This is a genomic window from Amnibacterium soli (assembly GCF_039544415.1).
GTDB lineage: Bacteria > Actinomycetota > Actinomycetes > Actinomycetales > Microbacteriaceae > Amnibacterium > Amnibacterium soli.
Window position 1 is genome coordinate 523,142 of the sequence record NZ_BAABLP010000001.1, and the last position, 17,131, is coordinate 540,272.

The window sequence follows — 17,131 nt, forward strand, 5'->3', positions numbered from 1 at the left end:
AGGCTCCCGCAGGCTCGAGGCGTGGATGTGCAATCGCTGCTCTCAGCCGCCGGACCGTGGGCCCTGGTCGTGATCGCGGTGATCGTGTTCATCGAGTCCGGGCTGCTGTTCCCGTTCCTGCCGGGCGACTCGCTGCTCGTCAGCGCGGGGCTGGCGCACGAGCAGCTCGGGCTGACCGTTCCCCTGATCGCGGCGGTCGGGTTCGTGGCGGCGGCCGCGGGCGACCAGGCCGGCTACCTCCTGGGCCGCCGCTTCGGGTCCCGCCTCTTCAAGGACGACGCACGGGTGCTGAAGACGTCGCGCCTGCGGGAGACGGAGGCGTTCTTCGAGCGGTACGGCGGCCGCGCCCTGGTCCTCGGGCGGTTCGTGCCGGTCGTGCGGACCTACGTGCCGCTCGCGGCGGGCAGCGCGCGGTACCCCTACCGCCGGTTCCTGCCCTGGAACCTCGTCGGCGCCTTCCTCTGGGCCGTCGGCGTCACCGTCGTCGGCTCGCTGCTCTCAGGCGTCCCCTTCATCACCGACAACATCGACGTGCTGCTCGCCGTCGTCGTGCTCGTCTCCGTGCTGCCGGTCGTGATCGGCCAGCTGCGCAAGCGCCGCGCCCGCCGCCGGGAGGCCTGAGCGCCTCCCGCGCCCGCCCGGCGTCTGCACGACCGGCGGACACGTGCCCGCGCTGCGGCGGGTACGTGTCCGCGCGTCGTGCACACGGGGGGCGAGCGCCCGCGGCTCAGTGGCCGCCGGAGTCCTGGATGCTCGACACGTCCGTCGACGCCTTCGAGCCGTCTGCGGCCGTGAAGCCCGCCTGGTCGAGCGCCGACTGCAGCGACGCCTCGTACGCGTCGCTCGTGTACGTCGCCCCGCTGACCACGTCGACGGCGGCGGTCTGCTGCGCGAGCACCTCGGACCGCAGCGTCGGCGCAGCGCCGACGCTGATCTGGTACGAGCGCGGATCGGCCTCGTTCAGCTGCACCGTCGTGATCTCGGTGATCCTGCCGCCCGAGATCGTCGCCTTCACCTGCGTGGTGCCGAAGCGGGTCGTCTCCGCCTCCCCGGTCCAGGTGCCGTCCTTCGTGCTCGTGCCGCCGGTGCCGTCCGACGCCGACGCCGACGCCGAGGCCGCTGCGCTGGGCGTCGCGGTGCCGGCCGACGACCCCGTGCCGGTCGAGGTCGAGGTCGAGGTCGCGTCGCCCGCGCCGGGGGAGCCGCTCGCGGTGGAGGTGGTGGCCAGGGGCTTGAACAGCAGGACCCCGGCCGTGCCGAGGACGGTGGCGGTCAGGACGATCGGTGCGCGACGCATGGCGGGACTCCTCGGTGTCAGAAGGCGAACGACTCGTGGTGGATGCGCGCGTCGGGCACCCCGGCGGCGCGGCAGGCGGTGGCGACGGTCGCGGTGAACGCGTCCGGGCCGCAGACGAAGACGTCGCGGTCGGCGATGTCGGGCATCGCACGGCGCAGGGATTCCCCGGAGATCGTGATGCGCGTGCGGGCGCCGAGCGCCTCCCACATCCGGCCGCCGCGGCGCTCGACCTCCTCCGCGATCTCGTCGCGGAGCACCAGGGACGCCTCGTCGCTGCCGCGCAGCAGCACCGCGACGTCGGCGTGCTCGTCGAGGTCCTGCAGCAGGCTGCGCAGCGGCGTCGCGCCGACCCCGGCGCCGACCAGCAGCACCCGGTGACCGGTCGCCGCGTCGGCGGTGAACCGGCCGTACGGCCCCTCGATGAACACGGGCGTGCCGGCGGGCAGCGCCGCGAGGTCGCGGCTCGAGTCGCCGAGGTCCTTCACCGTGATGCGCATCCGGTGCTCGTGCGGCACGTGGGAGAGGGAGAAGGGGTGCGCCTGCCACCACTCGCCGCGGGTCAGGAAGCGCCACTGGAAGAACTGGCCGCCGGCGACCGGCAGCCGGTCGAGCCGCCGCCCCTCGAGGACCACGGACACCACGTCGGGCGACTCGCGCACGACCTCCACGACCCGGATCCGGTGCCGCAGCGATCGCGCGACCGGCAGGGCGACGCGCCATCCGACGACGGCCGCGAGCAGCGCGACCCAGAGGGCGGTCCACCACAGCGTGGCGAGCGGGTGACCGGCGAACGAGGCGCCGTTCTGCACCTGGTGCTGGAACGCGAGCAGCAGGGCGAGGTACGTGTAGAGGTGCACGGCCCACCACGTCTCGTACCGCATGCGGCGGCGGGCGCGGCGGTACGAGCTGATGCCCGCCATGAGCAGCAGCAGGGTGCCGACGGCCGCGCCGAGCATGCCCTGGTAGGTGAGCACGAGCTGCCACAGCTGCGCGAGCACGCCGGTCTGCGCGACGCCCGCGTACCCGAGCACGATCAGGATCACGTGCGCGAGCAGCAGGTAGAGGCCCCAGGGACCGAGCCGCCGATGCCAGCGGATGAGCCGGTCCTGCCCGATCGCCCGCTCGAGGGGGCCGATCCGCGCGGAGAGCGCGACCGTGACGATCATCGCGTAGCCCGACAGCAGGCCGGCCATGCGGCCGACCGCGGTGAGCAGGCCCGCCGGGCTCGAGACGCTCTGCCACGACTGCGCGCCGATCCCGAGCGCGATGGTGATGCCGAGCCCCAGCCCCGCGGCGCCGGCCAGCACGTCGACGACGACGGGGCGGCCGCGGCGCGGCAGCCGGCGGGGCGTGCGCGGGGAAGCGGCGTGCACCGGGCGCAGCGCGGTGGTGCTCATCGCGCCGGTCCGAGCGGGTCGGTCGTGCCGCTCGTGCGCACGGGGACGCCCGCGACCATGCGCGGGAAGCCGTCCGTGGCGAGCACGCGGCCGTCGTCGAGCACCGTCCAGCACTCGCAGCCCGGGATCCCGGCGATCCAGGCGGGCCCCTCGTCGCCGAGCACGAACGCCGCGGTCGCGAAGGCGTCGGCGAGGCCGAGGTCGGCGCCGCAGACCGTGGTCGAGGCGGCGGCCGTCGCCGGGCGCTCCGTGCGCGGGTCGAGGATGTGGTCCCCGCGCTCGTACCGGCCCGAGGTGGCGACCGCGAGGTCGTGCGCCTCGAGCACCAGCGCCGTCGCGCTCCGGTCGAACGGGTGCTGCACGCCGATCCGCCATGGGGACCGGGAGCGGTCCGAGGAGGCGACGAGCACGTCGCCGCCGGCGTTGACGGTCCAGTCCTCGCAGCCCGCGGCGCGGAGGAGGCGGCCCGCGCGCTCGACGGACCAGCCCTTCACGTACGCGGCGGGGTCGAAGCGGCCCGCGCGACGCGCGTCGAACGCGCCGCCGGACACCGCGGCGATCGCGTCGCAGGCGGCGACGACCTCGCGCAGGTCCGCGCTCATCGCGTCGGGACGCACCTCGCCTCGGCCGAACCGGGACGCCTCGCTGTCGGGTCGGTAGGTGCTGAAGCGCTCGTCGACCTCGGTGAACCACGCGACCGCGGCGGCGATGCCCGCCGCGTGGTCGCCCGTGCGGCGCAGGTCGAACGAGACGACGGTGCCCATCACGCGCTGCACGTGCACGGTGCGCGGAGCGGTCGCGGTGTCGCTGATCGAGGTCACCGGATCAGGGTGGAGGGGCGTCGCCGCCGGATCCGATGAGCCTGCTCGGTGCTCCCTATGAGCGTCGCGCCCGTCCGTCGTGGCGCGATGCGGCCGCGAAGCCGTGCAGGAACCGCGGAGCGCGGTGCCTGCGGCGTCGCGCGGCCGGCATGCGGACCGCGCGACGCCACGAGCACCGCGCGACGACGAGGGGTCAGGACCTGGCCGCGGCGTCCTCCACCTCGACCCGCTCCACGCGGACCTCGCCGCTGACCTCGCGGCGCTCGGTCACCTGCTCGACGACGGCGCGCACCCGCTCGACCGGCACCACTCGGGTCGTCACCTCGATCCGCTCCTCGTGCAGCACGAGCTCGGGCACGTCGTCGGTGCGCCGCGACAGCAGCGCCGCCGCGTCCTCGCCCGCGGGCACGTCCTCGTAGACGAGCCGCGCCTCCTCGTGACGGACCTCGACCGTGATGGTCCGCTGCTCGGTCACGATGAACTTCTGCAGGCGGGCGATGCGGGTGGGGATGCGCTCGCGGCCCACCCGCAGCTGCTCGGCGGAGAGGAGGGTGTCGATCGCGTCCACGCCGGCGTCGTCGCCGGAGGGGGAGCGGAGCGGTTCGGCGTCGGAGCTGTGCTTGGCCATGAGCGGATCCTTGCTGTCGATCGGACGGGTGGTCGCGGCGGGCGGCTGCTCGGCGACGAGCGCACCGCGCCGGCTCGTCGCGCGGTGCGTCGGGCTCCGGTGGCGCGAGAGGGCACCGCACACCAGCCTCCCGCAGCGACCCCTCATTAGCGTCCGCGCCACCTGCGTGAACGTCGACAGGAGGCTGAAGCGCCGCCCGCCGTGCGTGAACGGGCCGAGCGCCGGCCGCCGCTCCCAGCCGGAGGCGGAGCAGGTGCGCCACCATGCCTCCTCCCACCTGCGCAGAAGGAGATCCGATGACGGAGCCGAGGGGCGGCGGGCCGGCCGATGCGGGCGCACCGGAGGAGGTGCGGGCCGACGGTCGCGTGGGCCGCGTCGACCTCACGAGCTGGGTCACGCCCGTCGGCCGCGTCGTGGCGTCGTTCTTCACGTCGATCGGGCGGCGCATCGGCGCGCACCCCGCGCTCGCCCTGATCCTCGTCGTCGGGATCGGCGTCGCCGTCCTGCTCGCGTTCCTCGTCGCGCGGGTCTACGACGCGGTGACCGACGAGGACGGGATCGCTGCGCTCGACGTGCCCGCGCTGCGCGCCGCGATCGGGCTGCGCTCGCCGGGGCTCGACGCGTTCGCGGCGGGCGTCGCGTACCTGTTCGGGCCGGTCGGCATGCCGATCATGGCGCTGACCGCGATGCTGCTGCTCGCGCTCCGGCGCCGGTCCTGGACCCCGGTGATCCTGATCGGGGCGGCCGGCGTCGGCTCGCTGCTGATGACGATCGCGGGCAAGGACATCATCGACAGGAGCCGCCCGCTGCGGATGTACGCGGTGCCGCCCTACGAGTCCTCCCCGTCGTTCCCGAGCGGCCACACCTTGAACGCGACGGTCATCGCCGGGGTGGTCGGCTACCTGCTGTGGCTGCGGCGGCACGCCATCGCGGCGAAGGTCGCGTGCATCGTCGCGCCGATCGTGATCGCCGTCGTCGTCGGGCTCACCCGCGTGCTGCTCGGGGCGCACTGGTTCACCGACGTGCTGGCCGGCTGGCTGCTCGGCGCCTTCTGGCTGGCGCTCGTCGTGACGGCCCACCGGCTGTACCTCACGGCGCGGCAGCGCGGCGCGCCGGAGCGGCCGCCGGTGCAGGCCGCCGCGCGCCGGGCCCGCTGAGCCGGCGCGTGCGTCAGCGGGAGCCGCGGAGGCGGCTCAGGCGTCGAAGTCGGTGCTGCGGCTCTGCGGCTCCCAGCGGTCGACCTCGTCGAGCAGCTCGTGCAGCGCGGCGCGGAAGCCGTCCGACGCGTCGTTGCCGAGCAGCAGCATGAACGGCGGGTCCTCGGACTCGACGGCGGCGACGAGCACCTCGGCGCCCTTCGCCGGGTCGCCCGGCTGCGTGCCGTGCACGGTGTCGTGCTCCTTGCGCCGCTTGCCCGCCGTCTCGGCGTAGTCCGCGATCGGCTCGGCGGACTGGGTGAGGGAGCGGCCCGCGAAGTCGGTGCGGAACCCGCCGGGCTCGACGGCGATCGCCCGGATGCCGAGGTGCGCGGCCTCGCGGCGCAGCGAGAGGGTCAGCGCCTCGACCGCGGCCTTGACCGCGGCGTAGTAGCCGGAGCCCGGAGGGGAGATGCGCGCGCCGATCGAGGAGAGGTTCACGATCGTGCCGGAGCGACGGGCACGCATGCCGGGCAGCACCGCCTTGATCGTGCGGACCGTGCCGAAGACGTGGGTGTCGAACAGGCGCTGCACGTCCGCGTCGTCGCCCTCCTCCACCGCCGCGCGGTAGCCGTAGCCGGCGTTGTTCACGAGCACGTCCACGCCGCCGAAGCGCTCCTCGGCAGCCTGCACCGCGGCGGCGACCTGCGCGTCGTCGGTGACGTCGAGCGCGAGGGCCAGGGCGTGGTCGGGGTGCGCGTCCGCGAGGTCCTGCACCTTCGCGACGTCGCGGGCGGTCACGACGACGTCGTGGCCGTGAGCGAAGGCCGCCTCCGCGAAGGCGCGGCCGAGGCCGGTCGAGCAGCCGGTGATGAGCCAGGTGGCCATGGGGGGTGTCCTGCTTCCGCGTCGAAGTTCGAGAGCGATCCTGGCCCCGGCTGCCGGGGACGCGACTGAACGTGCAGCCCCGACCGGCGTGTTGTCGTCCCGTCTACGAAATGTGACGGCCGCGACACGTGCTCCCGGCCCGCGTGCTTCAGGCTTGACGCATGCGCACCACCCCACCGCTCGTCGCTCTGCTCGCCGCCACCGCTCTGGTGCTCACGGCGTGCAGCACCGGCGGGTCCTCCGCGAAGCAGGCGGGCGGCGGCACGCTCACCGTGCTCACGCCCTCCAGCACCCTGCTCCTCGACCCCGCCTCGAGCCAGAACCTCGCGACCACGTCGCTGAGCTTCCTCGACCGCCGCCTGACGACCTGGGACGTGAAGCAGGGGCAGGACGCGAAGGTCGTGCCCGACCTCGCGACGACCACCGGCACCGCCAGCGACGACGGGAAGACCTGGACCTACACGCTGAAGAGCGGGCTCAAGTTCTCCGACGGCAGCCCCATCACGAGCGAGTCGATCAAGTACGGCATCGAGCGCTCCTTCAGCGACCAGCTGCAGGGCGGCCTCAGCTACCACAAGACGCTGCTGCAGGGCGGCGACGGGTACAAGGGCCCGTTCGACGGGAAGCAGCTCGCCTCCATCGCGACGCCCGACTCCAGCACGATCGTCTTCCACCTGAACAAGGCCTTCGGCGACTGGCCGTGGATCGCCTCGATGCCCGCCTTCTCGCCCGTCAAGGAGTCGAACGGCAACCCCGCCGCCTACGTCAAGGCGCCGATCACCTCCGGCCCGTACAAGGTCGCGTCCATCAAGGACGGCACCTCGGTGACGCTCGTGCGCAACAAGTACTGGTCGAAGAAGACGGACTCGGTCCGCACGGCGCAGGCCGACACGGTCGTGTTCCAGGAGAGCCAGAACCAGACCACGACGGTGCAGAACCTCGTGAACGACACGGGGTCCTACAAGACCGCGTTCGGCGCGCAGTACCTCGGTGCGGCGGACCTCGCGACCGTGAACGGCAACGCCGCGGCGAAGGCGCGCCTCAGCACCTCGCAGGCCGGGCCGATCCAGTACCTCGCCATCAACACGCAGCGCGGGTCGCTGAAGCAGCTGAAGGTGCGCCAGGCGCTCGAGTACGCGGTCGACAAGAAGGCGTACCTCGTCGCCTCGGGCGGCTCGAACGCCGGCACCTACGCCTCCACCCTCATCACGCCGGGCATCGCCGGGCGTCAGGACTACGACCTGTACGAGGCGCCGGAGACGGGCGACGTCGCGAAGGCGAAGAGCCTGCTCGCGTCCGCCGGGGTGAGCGGCCTGAAGCTCGTGCTGCTCACGCAGAACGACTCCGCCTCGCTCGCGCAGGCGCAGGCGGTGCAGCAGGGCCTGAAGCGCGCCGGCATCACCGTGACGCTGAAGACGGAGGACGTCGACTCCTTCTACAAGGACGTCGCGGTGAGCAACCCCACGTTCGACCTGTCGCTGTCGAGCTGGCAGCCGGACTTCCCGTCCGCCAACGCGAACATCTCGCCGCTGTTCGACTCGAGCCAGATCGGCAACGGCAACTTCAACGTCTCGCAGTACAAGAACTCGTCGATCGACGAGGCGATCGCCGCGGCGCAGGCCGAGGTCGACCAGACGAAGGCGCAGGCGCAGTGGGCCGCGATCGACAAGCGGATCATGGCCGACGCGCCGATCGTGCCGCTCGTGTACGCGAAGCAGTCGTTCCTGCACGGCTCGGGGGTCGGGAACTTCTTCATCCCGTCGTTCCCGGCCTACCCGGACTACATGACCCTCACGCTCACGAAGTGACGGAGGCCGCATCCGCCGACCTCCCGGTCCTGGCGGTCCGCGACCTCACGATCACCTTCAGCGGGGCGCAGGACGAAGCGCAGGACGGGGCCGGCCGGGTCGTGGACTCGGTCGGCTTCGACCTGCGCGCCGGGCGCGTGCTGGCGCTCGTGGGGGAGTCGGGGTCCGGCAAGAGCCTGACCGCGATGAGCGTGCTGGGGCTCGTGCCGGCCGCCGCGACCGTGACGGGCGCCATCCGGCTGCAGGGCGACGAGCTGCTCGGCGCGGACGCGGCCACGCTGCGCGCGGTGCGCGGCGGCCGCGTCGGCACCGTGTTCCAGGAGCCGATGAGCGCCTTCGACCCGGTGTATCGCGTCGGGGACCAGATCGCCGAGGCGATCCGCGCGCACCGCGCGGGGCGGTCGGGCATCCGCAACCGCGTGCTCGATCTGCTCGCCGCCGTCGGGCTCGCCGACCCGGAGCGCATCGCCGCCTCCTTCCCGCACCAGCTGTCGGGCGGGCAGCTGCAGCGCGCGATGATCGCGATGGCGATCAGCAACGACCCCGTCGCGCTCATCGCCGACGAGCCGACGACGGCGCTCGACGTCACCGTGCAGGCGGGGATCCTCGACCTGCTGCGGTCCCTCGCGCACGACCGCGGCACCGCGATCCTCCTGATCACGCACGACATGGGCGTCGTCGCCGACCTCGCCGACGACGTGCTCGTGCTGCAGCGCGGTCGCGTCGTGGAGACCGGCACCGTGCGCCAGGTGCTGCTCGCGCCCGCGCAGCCGTACACGCGCGAGCTGCTCGCGTCCGTGCCCTCCGTCGACGCGGCGGGCCCCGAGCAGACCGGCGCGGGGGAGGGCGAGCCCGTCGCGGTGCTCCGCGGCGCCGCCGTCACCTACCGCCGCCGCGGACGGCGACCGGCCGCGCTCGACGGCGTCGACCTGCGCATCGGCGCGGGCCGGGTGGTCGGGCTGGTGGGCGAGTCCGGCTCGGGCAAGTCCACCGCCGGGAGGGCGCTCGTCGGGCTCGTGCCGCTGAGCGGCGGCGACGCGTCCGTGACCGGGGTGGACCTGCGCCGCGGCGGGCACCGCGCCCGCCGTGCGGTGCGCGCCCGCATCGGCTACGTCTTCCAGGACCCCGCGTCGTCGCTCAACCCGCGCACGACGATCGGCTGGAGCATCGCGGAGCCGCTGCAGCTGCACACGGCGCAGACGCCGGAGCAGCGCCGGGCACGGGTCGAGGAGCTGCTGGAGGCCGTGCGCCTGCCCGCCGCCTTCGCCGACCGGTACCCGCACGAGCTCTCCGGCGGCCAGCGCCAGCGCGTGGCGATCGCCCGCGCCCTCGCGCTCGACCCCGAGCTGCTGATCGCCGACGAGCCGACGAGCGCGCTCGACGTGTCGGTGCAGGCCGCGGTGCTCGACCTGCTCGCCGACCTGCAGCGGCGGCGCGGCTTCGCCTGCCTCCTGATCAGCCACGACCTCGCCGTCGTGCGGCGCCTCGCGGACACGGTGGTGGTGCTGCGCGACGGCCGCGTCGTCGAGCAGGGGCCGACCGACCGGGTGCTCACCGAGCCAGCCGACCCGTACACGCGGCGCCTGCTCGCCGCGGTGCCGGTCGCGGACCCGGAGGCGCAGGCGGTCCGCCGCGAGCAGCGGCGCCTGCTGGGAGCGGGCGCATGATCGTCTGGCGCCACCTCCGCCGCGACCCCTGGGCGCTCGCCGGCGCGGCCGTGGTCCTGCTCTTCGTCCTCGCGGCGCTGCTCGCTCCGGCGATCACGGCGCTCAACGGGCAGGACCCGTACCGGTACCACCTGTCGGCGCTCGACGACTCCGGGGCGCCGCGCGGCGCCGGGGGCGGGATCTCCTGGCAGCACTGGTTCGGCGTCGAGCCGCTGAGCGGCCGGGACCTGTTCGCGATCGTGCTCTACGGCGCCCGCACCTCGATCCTCGTCGGGGTCGGCGCCTCGCTCGCCTCCGTCGTCGTCGGCGTGCTCGTCGGCCTGGTCGCGGGCTACTTCGCCGGCTGGGTCGACCGCGTGATCAGTCGCGTGATCGACGTGATGCTCGGGTTCCCGAGCCTCGTCTTCATGATCGCGCTGACCGCGGTGGTCGCGGCCTCGTTCCCGAAGCCGCTGCTGATCGTGCTGATCATCGCCTTCTTCGGCTGGCCGGCGGTCGCCCGCGTGATCCGGGGCCAGGTCCTGTCGCTGCGGTCGCGGACGTTCATCACCGCGGCGGAGGCGATGGGCGCGCCCGCGGGGCACGTGCTGTTCCGCCTGCTGCTGCCGAACGTCGGCGCCACGATCATCGTCTACGCGACGATCCTCATCCCCGCGTCGATCGGCACCGAGGCGGCGCTGTCGTTCCTCGGCGTCGGGGTGCCGCCGCCCACGCCCTCGTGGGGCCGATCGATCGGCGATGCGGTCGCCTGGTTCTCCACGGACCCCGCGTACCTCGCCTTCCCGGGCGGGGCCCTGTTCCTGCTGACCCTCGCGTTCAACGCCTTCGGCGACGGCCTGCGCGACGCGCTGGACCCGAGGGTGAACCGCGGCCGCCGCGGCCGGTCGGACCAGAGTCCCGTCGTCGACGACCGGATGGTGCCGGGATCATGACCGTCGTCCGCTTCCTCGCGCTCCGCCTCGCGGGCATCGTCCTGGTGCTGCTGGCCGTCGCCGTCGTCACCTACATCGTCTTCTACCTCCTGCCCGCCGACCCCGCCCGGCTGTCCTGCGGCAAGCCCTGCACGCCCGAGCGCTACGCCGCGGCGCAGCGCTACCTCGGGCTCGACGTGCCCTGGTTCGCACAGCTCTGGAACTACCTCACCGGCATCGTCACCGGTCGCTCGTACGGCTCGGGCGCCGGCCTGATCAGCTGCCCCGCGCCCTGCTTCGGCTACTCCTTCCAGCTCAGCACCCCGGTGACCGAGCTGATCCTGTCCCGCCTGCCGGTCACCGCCTCCATCGCGATCGGCGCCGCGGTGCTTTGGTTCGTGACGGGCGTGACCGGCGGCGCCGTCGCGGCCGTCCGCCGCGGGCGGGCGCTCGACCGGGCCGTGATGACCGTGGCGATCGCCGGCGTCTCCGCTCCCGCCTACCTGGTCGGGCTGCTCGCGATCCTGCTGTTCGGCTTCGCCCTCGGGTGGCTGCCGACCGGCGGGTACGAGCCGCTGACGGAGGACCCGGGCGGGTGGTTCCTGCACCTGCTGCTGCCGTGGTGCGCGCTGGCGTTCATCAGCGCCGCGGTGTACGCCCGGCTGACCAGGGCCGAGCTGATCGACCAGCTCGGCCGCGACCACATCCGCACCGCGCGGGCGATCGGCCTCAGCGAGTCCGCGGTGGTCGTGCGGCACGGGCTGCGGAACGCGCTCATCCCGGTCGTGACCGTGTTCGGGCTCGACCTCGGCAGCCTGCTCGGCGGTGCGGTCATCACCGAGAAGGTGTTCTCGATGCAGGGCCTCGGCTCGCTGCTGATCACCGCGATCGGCACGACCGACCTGCAGGTCGTCGTCGGCGTCACGCTGTTCGCGGCGCTGCTGATCACCCTGGCGAACTTCCTCGTCGACGTCGTCTACGGCTTCCTCGACCCGCGGGTGGCGCTCGGCTGAGCGTCAGGCCGCCCGGTTCCGGACCGGCAGCACCCGCGCGTACACCGCGACCGCGACGACGATCGTCGTGAGGTGCATCAGCGCCAGGGCGAGGACCGGCGCGGGGCCGGTGCCGGTGGCCGTCGCGACGCCGAGTGCGACGTCGGGCACGAAGGACACGGCGAGCACGATCGGCACCAGTCGCGTCAGCAGGCGGCGCGGGTCGGCCGACCGCCGGCGCACGAGCTGCCAGCCGATCGCGCCGACCACCGCAGCGACCACGGTGAAGGCGACGACGCCGGCGGGCATCAGCTGCGGCAGCACCGGCAGGCCCAGCGCGGGCACGGCGAGCGCGATGCCGACGTTCACGGCGCTCGCGAGCACGGCGGCGGTGCCCGCGGCGAGCAGGACCCGCGGCGTCGCGGCGGTGGAGGGGGCGGTGGTGGCGGTCATGACGGGCCTCGTTCCCGGCGCCCCGATGGCGCCTGCTCGAAGCCTCGCCGGACGGCCGCGCCGCGTCGTCCTCCCGTCGCCGTATCCCGCGCTGCTCCGTCGGGAGCAGCGGCCGCTCAGGCGTCGCCCGTCGGCGCCTCCCACAGCTCCACGCGGTTCCCCGCGGGATCGGTGAACCAGCCGAACCGGCCGAACCCGAACGCGTCGCGGCGCGGATCGATCTCGACGCCGGCTGCCGCCAGCGCGTCGAGCACGGCGTCGAGGTCGTCGACCCGCAGGTCGAGCATCACCGGCTGCTCGGCCGGGAGGTACGGGTCGTCGCGCGAGAAGAACGCCAGCGCGACCGGGCCGCCCGCCTCGGGCAGGACGAACGAGGTGCCGGTGCGGGCGAGCCCGAGGTGCTGCTCGTACCAGCGGGCGAGCGCCTTCGGGTCGTCCGCCCGCAGGAACGCGCCGCCGAACCCCGTCACCGATGCCACACGGCCTCCTCCGTCGCGCCCCACGGTAGGCCCGGTGCCGACGCCCGCACCAGGAGCTGCGGCGACGCTCAGCGGCGGCTGCTCCGGCCGCAGCCCGGGCATCGCCAGCGGGCCTTGACGCGCCCGGAGGGGGTGCTGACGAGCATGTGGCTGCCGCAGCGGCAGGAGCGGGTGCTGTACGCGGAGGAGTCGTGGGCGAACGAGAGACCGGTCATGTCGATCTGCTGACTCGAGGTTCGTGGCCTCGGTTGCAGGTGCCGGCAGGTCGCGCTCGCTTCGCATGCAGCGGATCGTCTTCGCGCGAACCCGGAGAACCGGTCCTGGGGGAAGTCTAACTTTCCGAGGGAGTCGCCGCGAAGAGGAGGATCGCCCGGGCGCGGCGGACGTGCGGCCGTCCCTCCTGCGAGCGGTGCTCCGCCGCCCGGTCAGGCGGCGGCGGCCTTCCGGCGACCGCGGACGGACAGGGTCAGCGCGCCGAACACGACGAGGACGAGCGCGGCGCTGACCGCGCCGATCAGGATCGCGGCGCGGGCGCCGAGGCTCGAGTGCAGGCTCACCGAGGCGATGCCGGTGCCGACCGCGGTCCCGAGGTTGAAGGCCGAAGGTGTGAGCGCGCTCGCCAGCGTCGGTGCGGAGCCGCCGAAGCGGATCGCGAGGATCCCGAGCACCGGATTCGCCGACAGGCCGGTCAGGCCGAGCAGCGCGATCACCGCGAGCGTCGGCGCGGGCATCGGCGCGACCAGCCCGAGCGTCACGATCGCGAGCAGCGTGACGGCGGAGGCGCCGAGGATCGTCGCGTACGGGCGGGCGTCGCCGACCCGCCCGCCCACGATCGTGCCCACGAGCGCGGTCGCCCCGAACAGCACGAGCGCGAGCGGCACGGCGCCCGCGGGCAGGCCCGTCACATCGGTGAGCAGCGGGGAGACGTAGCTGTAGACGGTCAGCACGCCGCCGGCGACGCAGGCGCAGGAGAGCAGCACCAGCCAGAGCCGGCCCGACCGGAGGGCGGTCAGCTCGGCCCGCAGGTCGGGGACCGCTGCGGCCCGGGTGCTCGGGACCAGCCGCCGGACCACGACGGCGGCGAGCGCGGCGAGGACCGCCAGGATCCAGAACGGCCCGCGCCAGCCGATCAGCTGACCGAGCACGGCCCCGAGCGGCACCCCGACCACCGTCGCGAGCATCGCGCCGCCCTGCACGACGCCGAGCGCCCGCGTGCTCGAGCCCGGACCGGCCACCTCCGCGGCGACGAGCGAGGCGACGGCCCAGAACGCGCCGGTCGCGACCGCGGTGAGGAAGCGGGCGGCGAGCAGCGCGGGGAAGACGCCGCTCATCGCGGCGAGCACGTGCCCGACCGCGAAGATCGCGAGCGCCAGGGCGAGGGTCGACCGCCGCGAGAGGCGCAGGGTCAGCAGCACCATGACCGGCGATCCGATGATCATGCCGGCCGCGAACGCCGTGATCGCGAGTCCTGCCTGCCCGATGCCGACGGAGAAGTCGCCCGCGACCTCCGGCAGCAGCCCCGCCACGATGAACTCGCTCGTGCCCATGAGGAACGTGCCCGCCGCGAGCACGGCGATCACGAGCCCGGGCCGCACGCGGTCCGTCGGTGCAGCGATCGCAGCGCTGGTGGTCATGCGTGCCGGCTCCCCGCGGACGACGGCGGAGCTCGGCCGAGCTCCGGTCGGCAGCGCGGACCCGCAGCCCTCGGGGGCGGACGGGCGGGATCCCGGCGTCGTGTGCGGTCGCACCGATGTCGGGATCGAGCAGCGGTGCCGGACGGCCACGAGCCTAATCGCGGCCTTTCCGCGCCTCCCGGCCCGGCGACGATCGCAGGCGTTCGCACAGGCGGCGGACGCCCGGCTCGACGCCGTCAGCCCTTCGTGCCCGACAGCGCCGCGAGCACGCGGTCCATGGACCCGCCGAGCCCCCACTGCTCCGCCAGCGTCGCGCCGGCTGCGCGCTGCGCGTCCGTGAGCGCCACGGTCGCGTCCACCGTCGGCAGCGGCAGGTCGCGGACGACCCGCACGGCCGGCAGCGCGCGGCGCGCGTACTCGGCGCCCGCCCGCAGCTTCGCGGCCTGCCCCGCGGGGATGCCGCTGCTCGTCGTCGAGGCGGCCGCGAGCACCCCCTCCAGGTCGTCGTGCTTCGCGAGCAGGGCCGCGGCCGTCTTCTCGCCGATGCCCGCGACGCCCGGCAGCCCGTCGGAGGGGTCGCCGCGCAGGGTCGCGAACTCGGCGTACTGCACGGCCGAGACGCCGTACTTCGCCCGGAGCACGTCGTCGGTCACGAGCTCGAGGTCCCGCATCCCGCGGGCCGTCGAGACGACGCGCACCCCGCGGGCGTCGTCGATCACCTGGTACAGGTCGCGGTCGCTCGTCACGACGTCCACCGGACCCGACGCCGTGGCCGCGAGGGTGCCGATCACGTCGTCGGCCTCGTGGTCCGGCGCCCCGACGACCGCGATGCCGAGCGCGTCGAGCGCCTCCCGGATCATCGGGATCTGCGCGGTCAGCGCCTCCGGCACGACCTCCCGGTCCGGCCGGTCGCCGTCGCCGGCCTCCGCGAGTCGCTGGGCCTTGTAGGAGGGGACGAGGTCGACCCGCCAGCGCGGGCGCCACGCGTCGTCCCAGCACGCCACGAGGTCCGTCGGCTCGAACTCGCCGACCAGCCTCGCGATGATGTCGAGCAGCCCGCGCACGGCGTTCACCGGCGTGCCGTCAGGGGTCGTGATCGTGTCCGGCAGGCCGTGGAACGCGCGGAAGTACAGCGCTGCCGTGTCGAGCAGCATCAGGCGGGAGACGGGCACCGCCCCAGTGTGCCCGGTCGCGCTTCCGGGCCGCGGTGGTCAGCGGCGGCCGAGGCGCCGCTCGCCGTTGGCGCCGAGGGCGTAGGGCAGGCCGTAGTGCTCGAACACCGCGGGCTCGGCCTCGCTCGTCAGCTCGCCGTCCACGTCGATCGACGGGGCGTCCTTGATGGTCTTCTTGTCGGCCTGCACCTTGAGGTAGCGGGGTGCGACGACCGCGCCGACGAGCGGCGCGAAAACGAGCCGGCGCCGGCCGGGGATCCCGATCTGCACCGCGGCGAAGATCGCGGAATCGGTGGCGGTGTCGAAGTAGACGGACTCCAGGGAGCCCACCTTGTCGCCGGCGGCGTCGACCACGTCGTGATCGCGCCAGTCGCGGATGTTCTCCGCCGGGAAGTCGGCCATGGGTGCTCCTTGGGAACGGGGTCGGTCAGCGGGTCGGTCGCCGGCGCCGGCTCACGGCGCCGCCGAGCACGAGGGTGGCGAGGAACAGCACGGCGGCGACCAGGGTGAGCCAGAACAGCCCCTTGATCACCAGTCCGACGACGGCGAGGACCACCCACAGCAGCACGAGTGCCAGGACGAGTGCGAGCACGGGGCCTCCTGCCGATGCGATCGGCGCCATCCTCGCACCCGGCCGCTGCGACCGCGCCCTCCAGTCCGCGGGGTGCGGCGGCGCCGCGCGGCGGATCAGGGATCCGTCGCGCAGCGCCCGGAGGTCACTCCGCCTTGCGCTTCGCGGCCGACTTGTCCTTCTTCTCGACGCGCTTCTCCTTCAGCGTCTTCGCCGCTGCGGACTTGCCGTTGGACTTCTTCGGGGACTTGTCTGCCATGGCTGGTTCCTCCTCGGAACGGACTGGCGCCCGACCGTACGCCCCGGACGGCGCTGGCGGTGCACGCCGTCCGGCGGCGGTGCGCTCCTCAGCGGTGCAGCGCGTGCCCGTCGGAGTCGAGGTAGTCGCGCCACGAGCGCTTCGGATCGAAGCCGAGCAGGCGTCGCGCCTTCGCGATCGAGATGCCGGAGGCGTCGACCCGGTCGAGCTCGCGCAGCTCGATCTGCTCGCCGTAGAAGCGGTGGAGCGTCGCGGCGAAGTCGTGGCCGCCGGCGTTGTCGGGGGAGGCGATGTAGAAGACCTCGTGCCCCGGCAGGTCCGACTGCGCGGCGAGCAGCAGCGCGTCGGCGAGGTCGTGCACGTCGATGTAGCTCCAGAAGTTCGCCGACAGGTTCGACGGGTCCCGCACCTGCTTGCCGAGATTCGACTCGTAGTTGTCCTCGTTGTGCACCGTGCTCGGGCGGATCGAGATCGCCCTGATGTCGGAGCGGCGGACCGCGGCGTCCATCAGCTGCTCGCCGAACGCCTTCGACAGCGCGTACGGGTCCTGGGGGAGGAGGGGGTGCTCCTCGTCCATCGGCAGGTAGTCCGGCAGGAACGGGCGCTCGGGGAAGAAGTTGCCGACGATGCTCTCGCTCGACACGTTGACGAAGCGCGGCACCCCGAAGCGCACGGCGGCCTCGACGAGGTTGAACGTCGACATCAGGTTCGTCTGCAGCACGACGTGGGGCGGGTTGCCCGTCGGCTGCGGGATCGCGGCGGTGTGCACGACCGCGTCCGCGCCGGCGACGACGGAGAACGCCGCGCCCGCGTCGGTCAGGTCGGCCTGCACGTAGCGGCCGGGCACGACGACGCCCGCGTCGAAGACGGGACGGACGAGGTCGACGCCGAGCACGTCGTGCCCCGCGTCGGCGAACGCCTGCACGGTGGCGCGCCCGACCTTGCCTCGAGAACCGGTGACGACCACGCGCATGCTGCTCCTCCTCCAGGACCCCGCCGCGGACGTCGATCCGTCGGT

At 74.0% G+C, this 17,131-nt stretch carries 18 protein-coding genes; 6 read left to right on the plus strand and 12 right to left on the minus strand.

Features of this window, described 5'->3' with window-relative positions; translation table 11 throughout:
• The first annotated feature begins 21 nt into the window (after positions 1-21).
• A complete protein-coding gene (locus tag ABEA53_RS02540) occupies positions 22-621 on the plus strand; it encodes a DedA family protein (RefSeq protein ID WP_345479360.1) in 600 nt (199 codons plus the stop codon).
• A 106-nt stretch (positions 622-727) separates the two neighbouring features.
• On the opposite strand, the gene ABEA53_RS02545 is transcribed toward ABEA53_RS02540, so the two are convergent.
• The 4 genes from ABEA53_RS02545 to ABEA53_RS02560 all read right to left on the minus strand — a co-directional run bounded on the left by ABEA53_RS02545 (position 728) and on the right by ABEA53_RS02560 (position 4,143).
• Positions 728-1,297: an FMN-binding protein gene (locus ABEA53_RS02545; protein ID WP_345479361.1), complete on the minus strand. Its 570-nt coding sequence runs from the start codon at positions 1,295-1,297 to the stop codon at positions 728-730.
• 17 nt (positions 1,298-1,314) lie between these two features.
• Positions 1,315-2,694 (minus strand): ferredoxin reductase family protein, encoded by a 1,380-nt coding sequence (locus tag ABEA53_RS02550; RefSeq protein WP_345479362.1) that lies wholly within the window; start codon positions 2,692-2,694, stop codon positions 1,315-1,317.
• Entirely contained in the window at positions 2,691-3,515 is an 825-nt protein-coding gene (locus tag ABEA53_RS02555; RefSeq protein ID WP_345479364.1) for an FAD:protein FMN transferase, read from the minus strand. The genes ABEA53_RS02550 and ABEA53_RS02555 overlap by 4 nt, the downstream gene beginning before the upstream one ends.
• A gap of 193 nt (positions 3,516-3,708) precedes the next feature.
• Positions 3,709-4,143: a YsnF/AvaK domain-containing protein gene (locus ABEA53_RS02560; protein ID WP_345479365.1), complete on the minus strand. Its 435-nt coding sequence runs from the start codon at positions 4,141-4,143 to the stop codon at positions 3,709-3,711.
• A gap of 296 nt (positions 4,144-4,439) precedes the next feature.
• Here ABEA53_RS02560 and ABEA53_RS02565 point away from each other — a divergent pair, with 296 nt between their 5' ends.
• Complete coding sequence (locus ABEA53_RS02565; RefSeq protein WP_345479366.1) at positions 4,440-5,300, plus strand: phosphatase PAP2 family protein; 861 nt, start codon at positions 4,440-4,442, stop codon at positions 5,298-5,300.
• 36 nt (positions 5,301-5,336) lie between these two features.
• Here the strand turns inward: ABEA53_RS02565 and ABEA53_RS02570 are convergent, their stop codons facing one another.
• A complete protein-coding gene (locus ABEA53_RS02570; RefSeq protein ID WP_345479368.1) occupies positions 5,337-6,167 on the minus strand; it encodes an oxidoreductase in 831 nt (276 codons plus the stop codon).
• Between the two features lie 161 nt (positions 6,168-6,328).
• On the opposite strand from ABEA53_RS02570, the gene ABEA53_RS02575 reads away from it, so the two are divergent.
• The 4 genes from ABEA53_RS02575 to ABEA53_RS02590 are packed head-to-tail and all read left to right on the plus strand — an operon-like array spanning position 6,329 to position 11,566.
• Entirely contained in the window at positions 6,329-7,975 is a 1,647-nt protein-coding gene (locus ABEA53_RS02575; RefSeq protein WP_345479369.1) for an ABC transporter substrate-binding protein, read from the plus strand.
• A complete protein-coding gene (locus ABEA53_RS02580; protein ID WP_345479370.1) occupies positions 7,972-9,642 on the plus strand; it encodes a dipeptide ABC transporter ATP-binding protein in 1,671 nt (556 codons plus the stop codon). Before ABEA53_RS02575 ends, ABEA53_RS02580 begins: the two co-directional genes overlap by 4 nt.
• Positions 9,639-10,574 (plus strand): ABC transporter permease, encoded by a 936-nt coding sequence (locus tag ABEA53_RS02585; protein ID WP_345479371.1) that lies wholly within the window; start codon positions 9,639-9,641, stop codon positions 10,572-10,574. The genes ABEA53_RS02580 and ABEA53_RS02585 overlap by 4 nt, the downstream gene beginning before the upstream one ends.
• Complete coding sequence (locus tag ABEA53_RS02590; RefSeq protein ID WP_345479372.1) at positions 10,571-11,566, plus strand: ABC transporter permease; 996 nt, start codon at positions 10,571-10,573, stop codon at positions 11,564-11,566. The genes ABEA53_RS02585 and ABEA53_RS02590 overlap by 4 nt, the downstream gene beginning before the upstream one ends.
• A 3-nt stretch (positions 11,567-11,569) precedes the next feature.
• Here ABEA53_RS02590 and ABEA53_RS02595 read toward each other — a convergent pair whose 3' ends face one another.
• The 7 genes from ABEA53_RS02595 to ABEA53_RS02625 all read right to left on the minus strand — a co-directional run bounded on the left by ABEA53_RS02595 (position 11,570) and on the right by ABEA53_RS02625 (position 17,086).
• A complete protein-coding gene (locus ABEA53_RS02595) occupies positions 11,570-11,998 on the minus strand; it encodes a DUF6069 family protein (RefSeq protein WP_345479373.1) in 429 nt (142 codons plus the stop codon).
• 116 nt (positions 11,999-12,114) lie between these two features.
• Positions 12,115-12,477, minus strand: coding sequence for a VOC family protein (locus ABEA53_RS02600; protein ID WP_345479374.1), 363 nt, complete (start codon positions 12,475-12,477; stop codon positions 12,115-12,117).
• Positions 12,478-12,902: 425 nt separating this feature from the next.
• Positions 12,903-14,111, minus strand: coding sequence for an MFS transporter (locus ABEA53_RS02605; RefSeq protein WP_345479375.1), 1,209 nt, complete (start codon positions 14,109-14,111; stop codon positions 12,903-12,905).
• A gap of 236 nt (positions 14,112-14,347) precedes the next feature.
• On the minus strand, positions 14,348-15,265 hold the full coding sequence (locus ABEA53_RS02610; protein WP_345479669.1) for a 5'-3' exonuclease: 918 nt from the start codon (positions 15,263-15,265) through the stop codon (positions 14,348-14,350).
• Positions 15,266-15,322: 57 nt separating this feature from the next.
• Positions 15,323-15,685, minus strand: coding sequence for a PRC-barrel domain-containing protein (locus ABEA53_RS02615; RefSeq protein ID WP_345479376.1), 363 nt, complete (start codon positions 15,683-15,685; stop codon positions 15,323-15,325).
• Positions 15,686-15,710: 25 nt separating this feature from the next.
• Positions 15,711-15,875, minus strand: a complete 165-nt coding sequence (locus tag ABEA53_RS02620) for a hypothetical protein (protein ID WP_345479377.1) — start codon at positions 15,873-15,875, stop codon at positions 15,711-15,713.
• A gap of 326 nt (positions 15,876-16,201) precedes the next feature.
• Positions 16,202-17,086: an NAD-dependent epimerase/dehydratase family protein gene (locus tag ABEA53_RS02625; RefSeq protein WP_345479378.1), complete on the minus strand. Its 885-nt coding sequence runs from the start codon at positions 17,084-17,086 to the stop codon at positions 16,202-16,204.
• Between the last annotated feature and the right edge of the window lie 45 nt (positions 17,087-17,131).

Coding starts and splice junctions, on each gene's coding strand:
- ABEA53_RS02550 (WP_345479362.1), bottom strand. CDS start 2,694: ATGAGCACCACCGCGCTGCGCCCGGTGCACGCCGCTTCCCCGCGCACG.
- ABEA53_RS02560 (WP_345479365.1), bottom strand. CDS start 4,143: ATGGCCAAGCACAGCTCCGACGCCGAACCGCTCCGCTCCCCCTCCGGC.
- ABEA53_RS02585 (WP_345479371.1), top strand. CDS start 9,639: ATGATCGTCTGGCGCCACCTCCGCCGCGACCCCTGGGCGCTCGCCGGC.
- ABEA53_RS02590 (WP_345479372.1), top strand. CDS start 10,571: ATGACCGTCGTCCGCTTCCTCGCGCTCCGCCTCGCGGGCATCGTCCTG.
- ABEA53_RS02615 (WP_345479376.1), bottom strand. CDS start 15,685: ATGGCCGACTTCCCGGCGGAGAACATCCGCGACTGGCGCGATCACGAC.
- ABEA53_RS02605 (WP_345479375.1), bottom strand. CDS start 14,111: ATGACCACCAGCGCTGCGATCGCTGCACCGACGGACCGCGTGCGGCCC.
- ABEA53_RS02595 (WP_345479373.1), bottom strand. CDS start 11,998: ATGACCGCCACCACCGCCCCCTCCACCGCCGCGACGCCGCGGGTCCTG.
- ABEA53_RS02610 (WP_345479669.1), bottom strand. CDS start 15,265: ATGCTGCTCGACACGGCAGCGCTGTACTTCCGCGCGTTCCACGGCCTG.
- ABEA53_RS02575 (WP_345479369.1), top strand. CDS start 6,329: ATGCGCACCACCCCACCGCTCGTCGCTCTGCTCGCCGCCACCGCTCTG.
- ABEA53_RS02545 (WP_345479361.1), bottom strand. CDS start 1,297: ATGCGTCGCGCACCGATCGTCCTGACCGCCACCGTCCTCGGCACGGCC.
- ABEA53_RS02625 (WP_345479378.1), bottom strand. CDS start 17,086: ATGCGCGTGGTCGTCACCGGTTCTCGAGGCAAGGTCGGGCGCGCCACC.
- ABEA53_RS02565 (WP_345479366.1), top strand. CDS start 4,440: ATGACGGAGCCGAGGGGCGGCGGGCCGGCCGATGCGGGCGCACCGGAG.
- ABEA53_RS02570 (WP_345479368.1), bottom strand. CDS start 6,167: ATGGCCACCTGGCTCATCACCGGCTGCTCGACCGGCCTCGGCCGCGCC.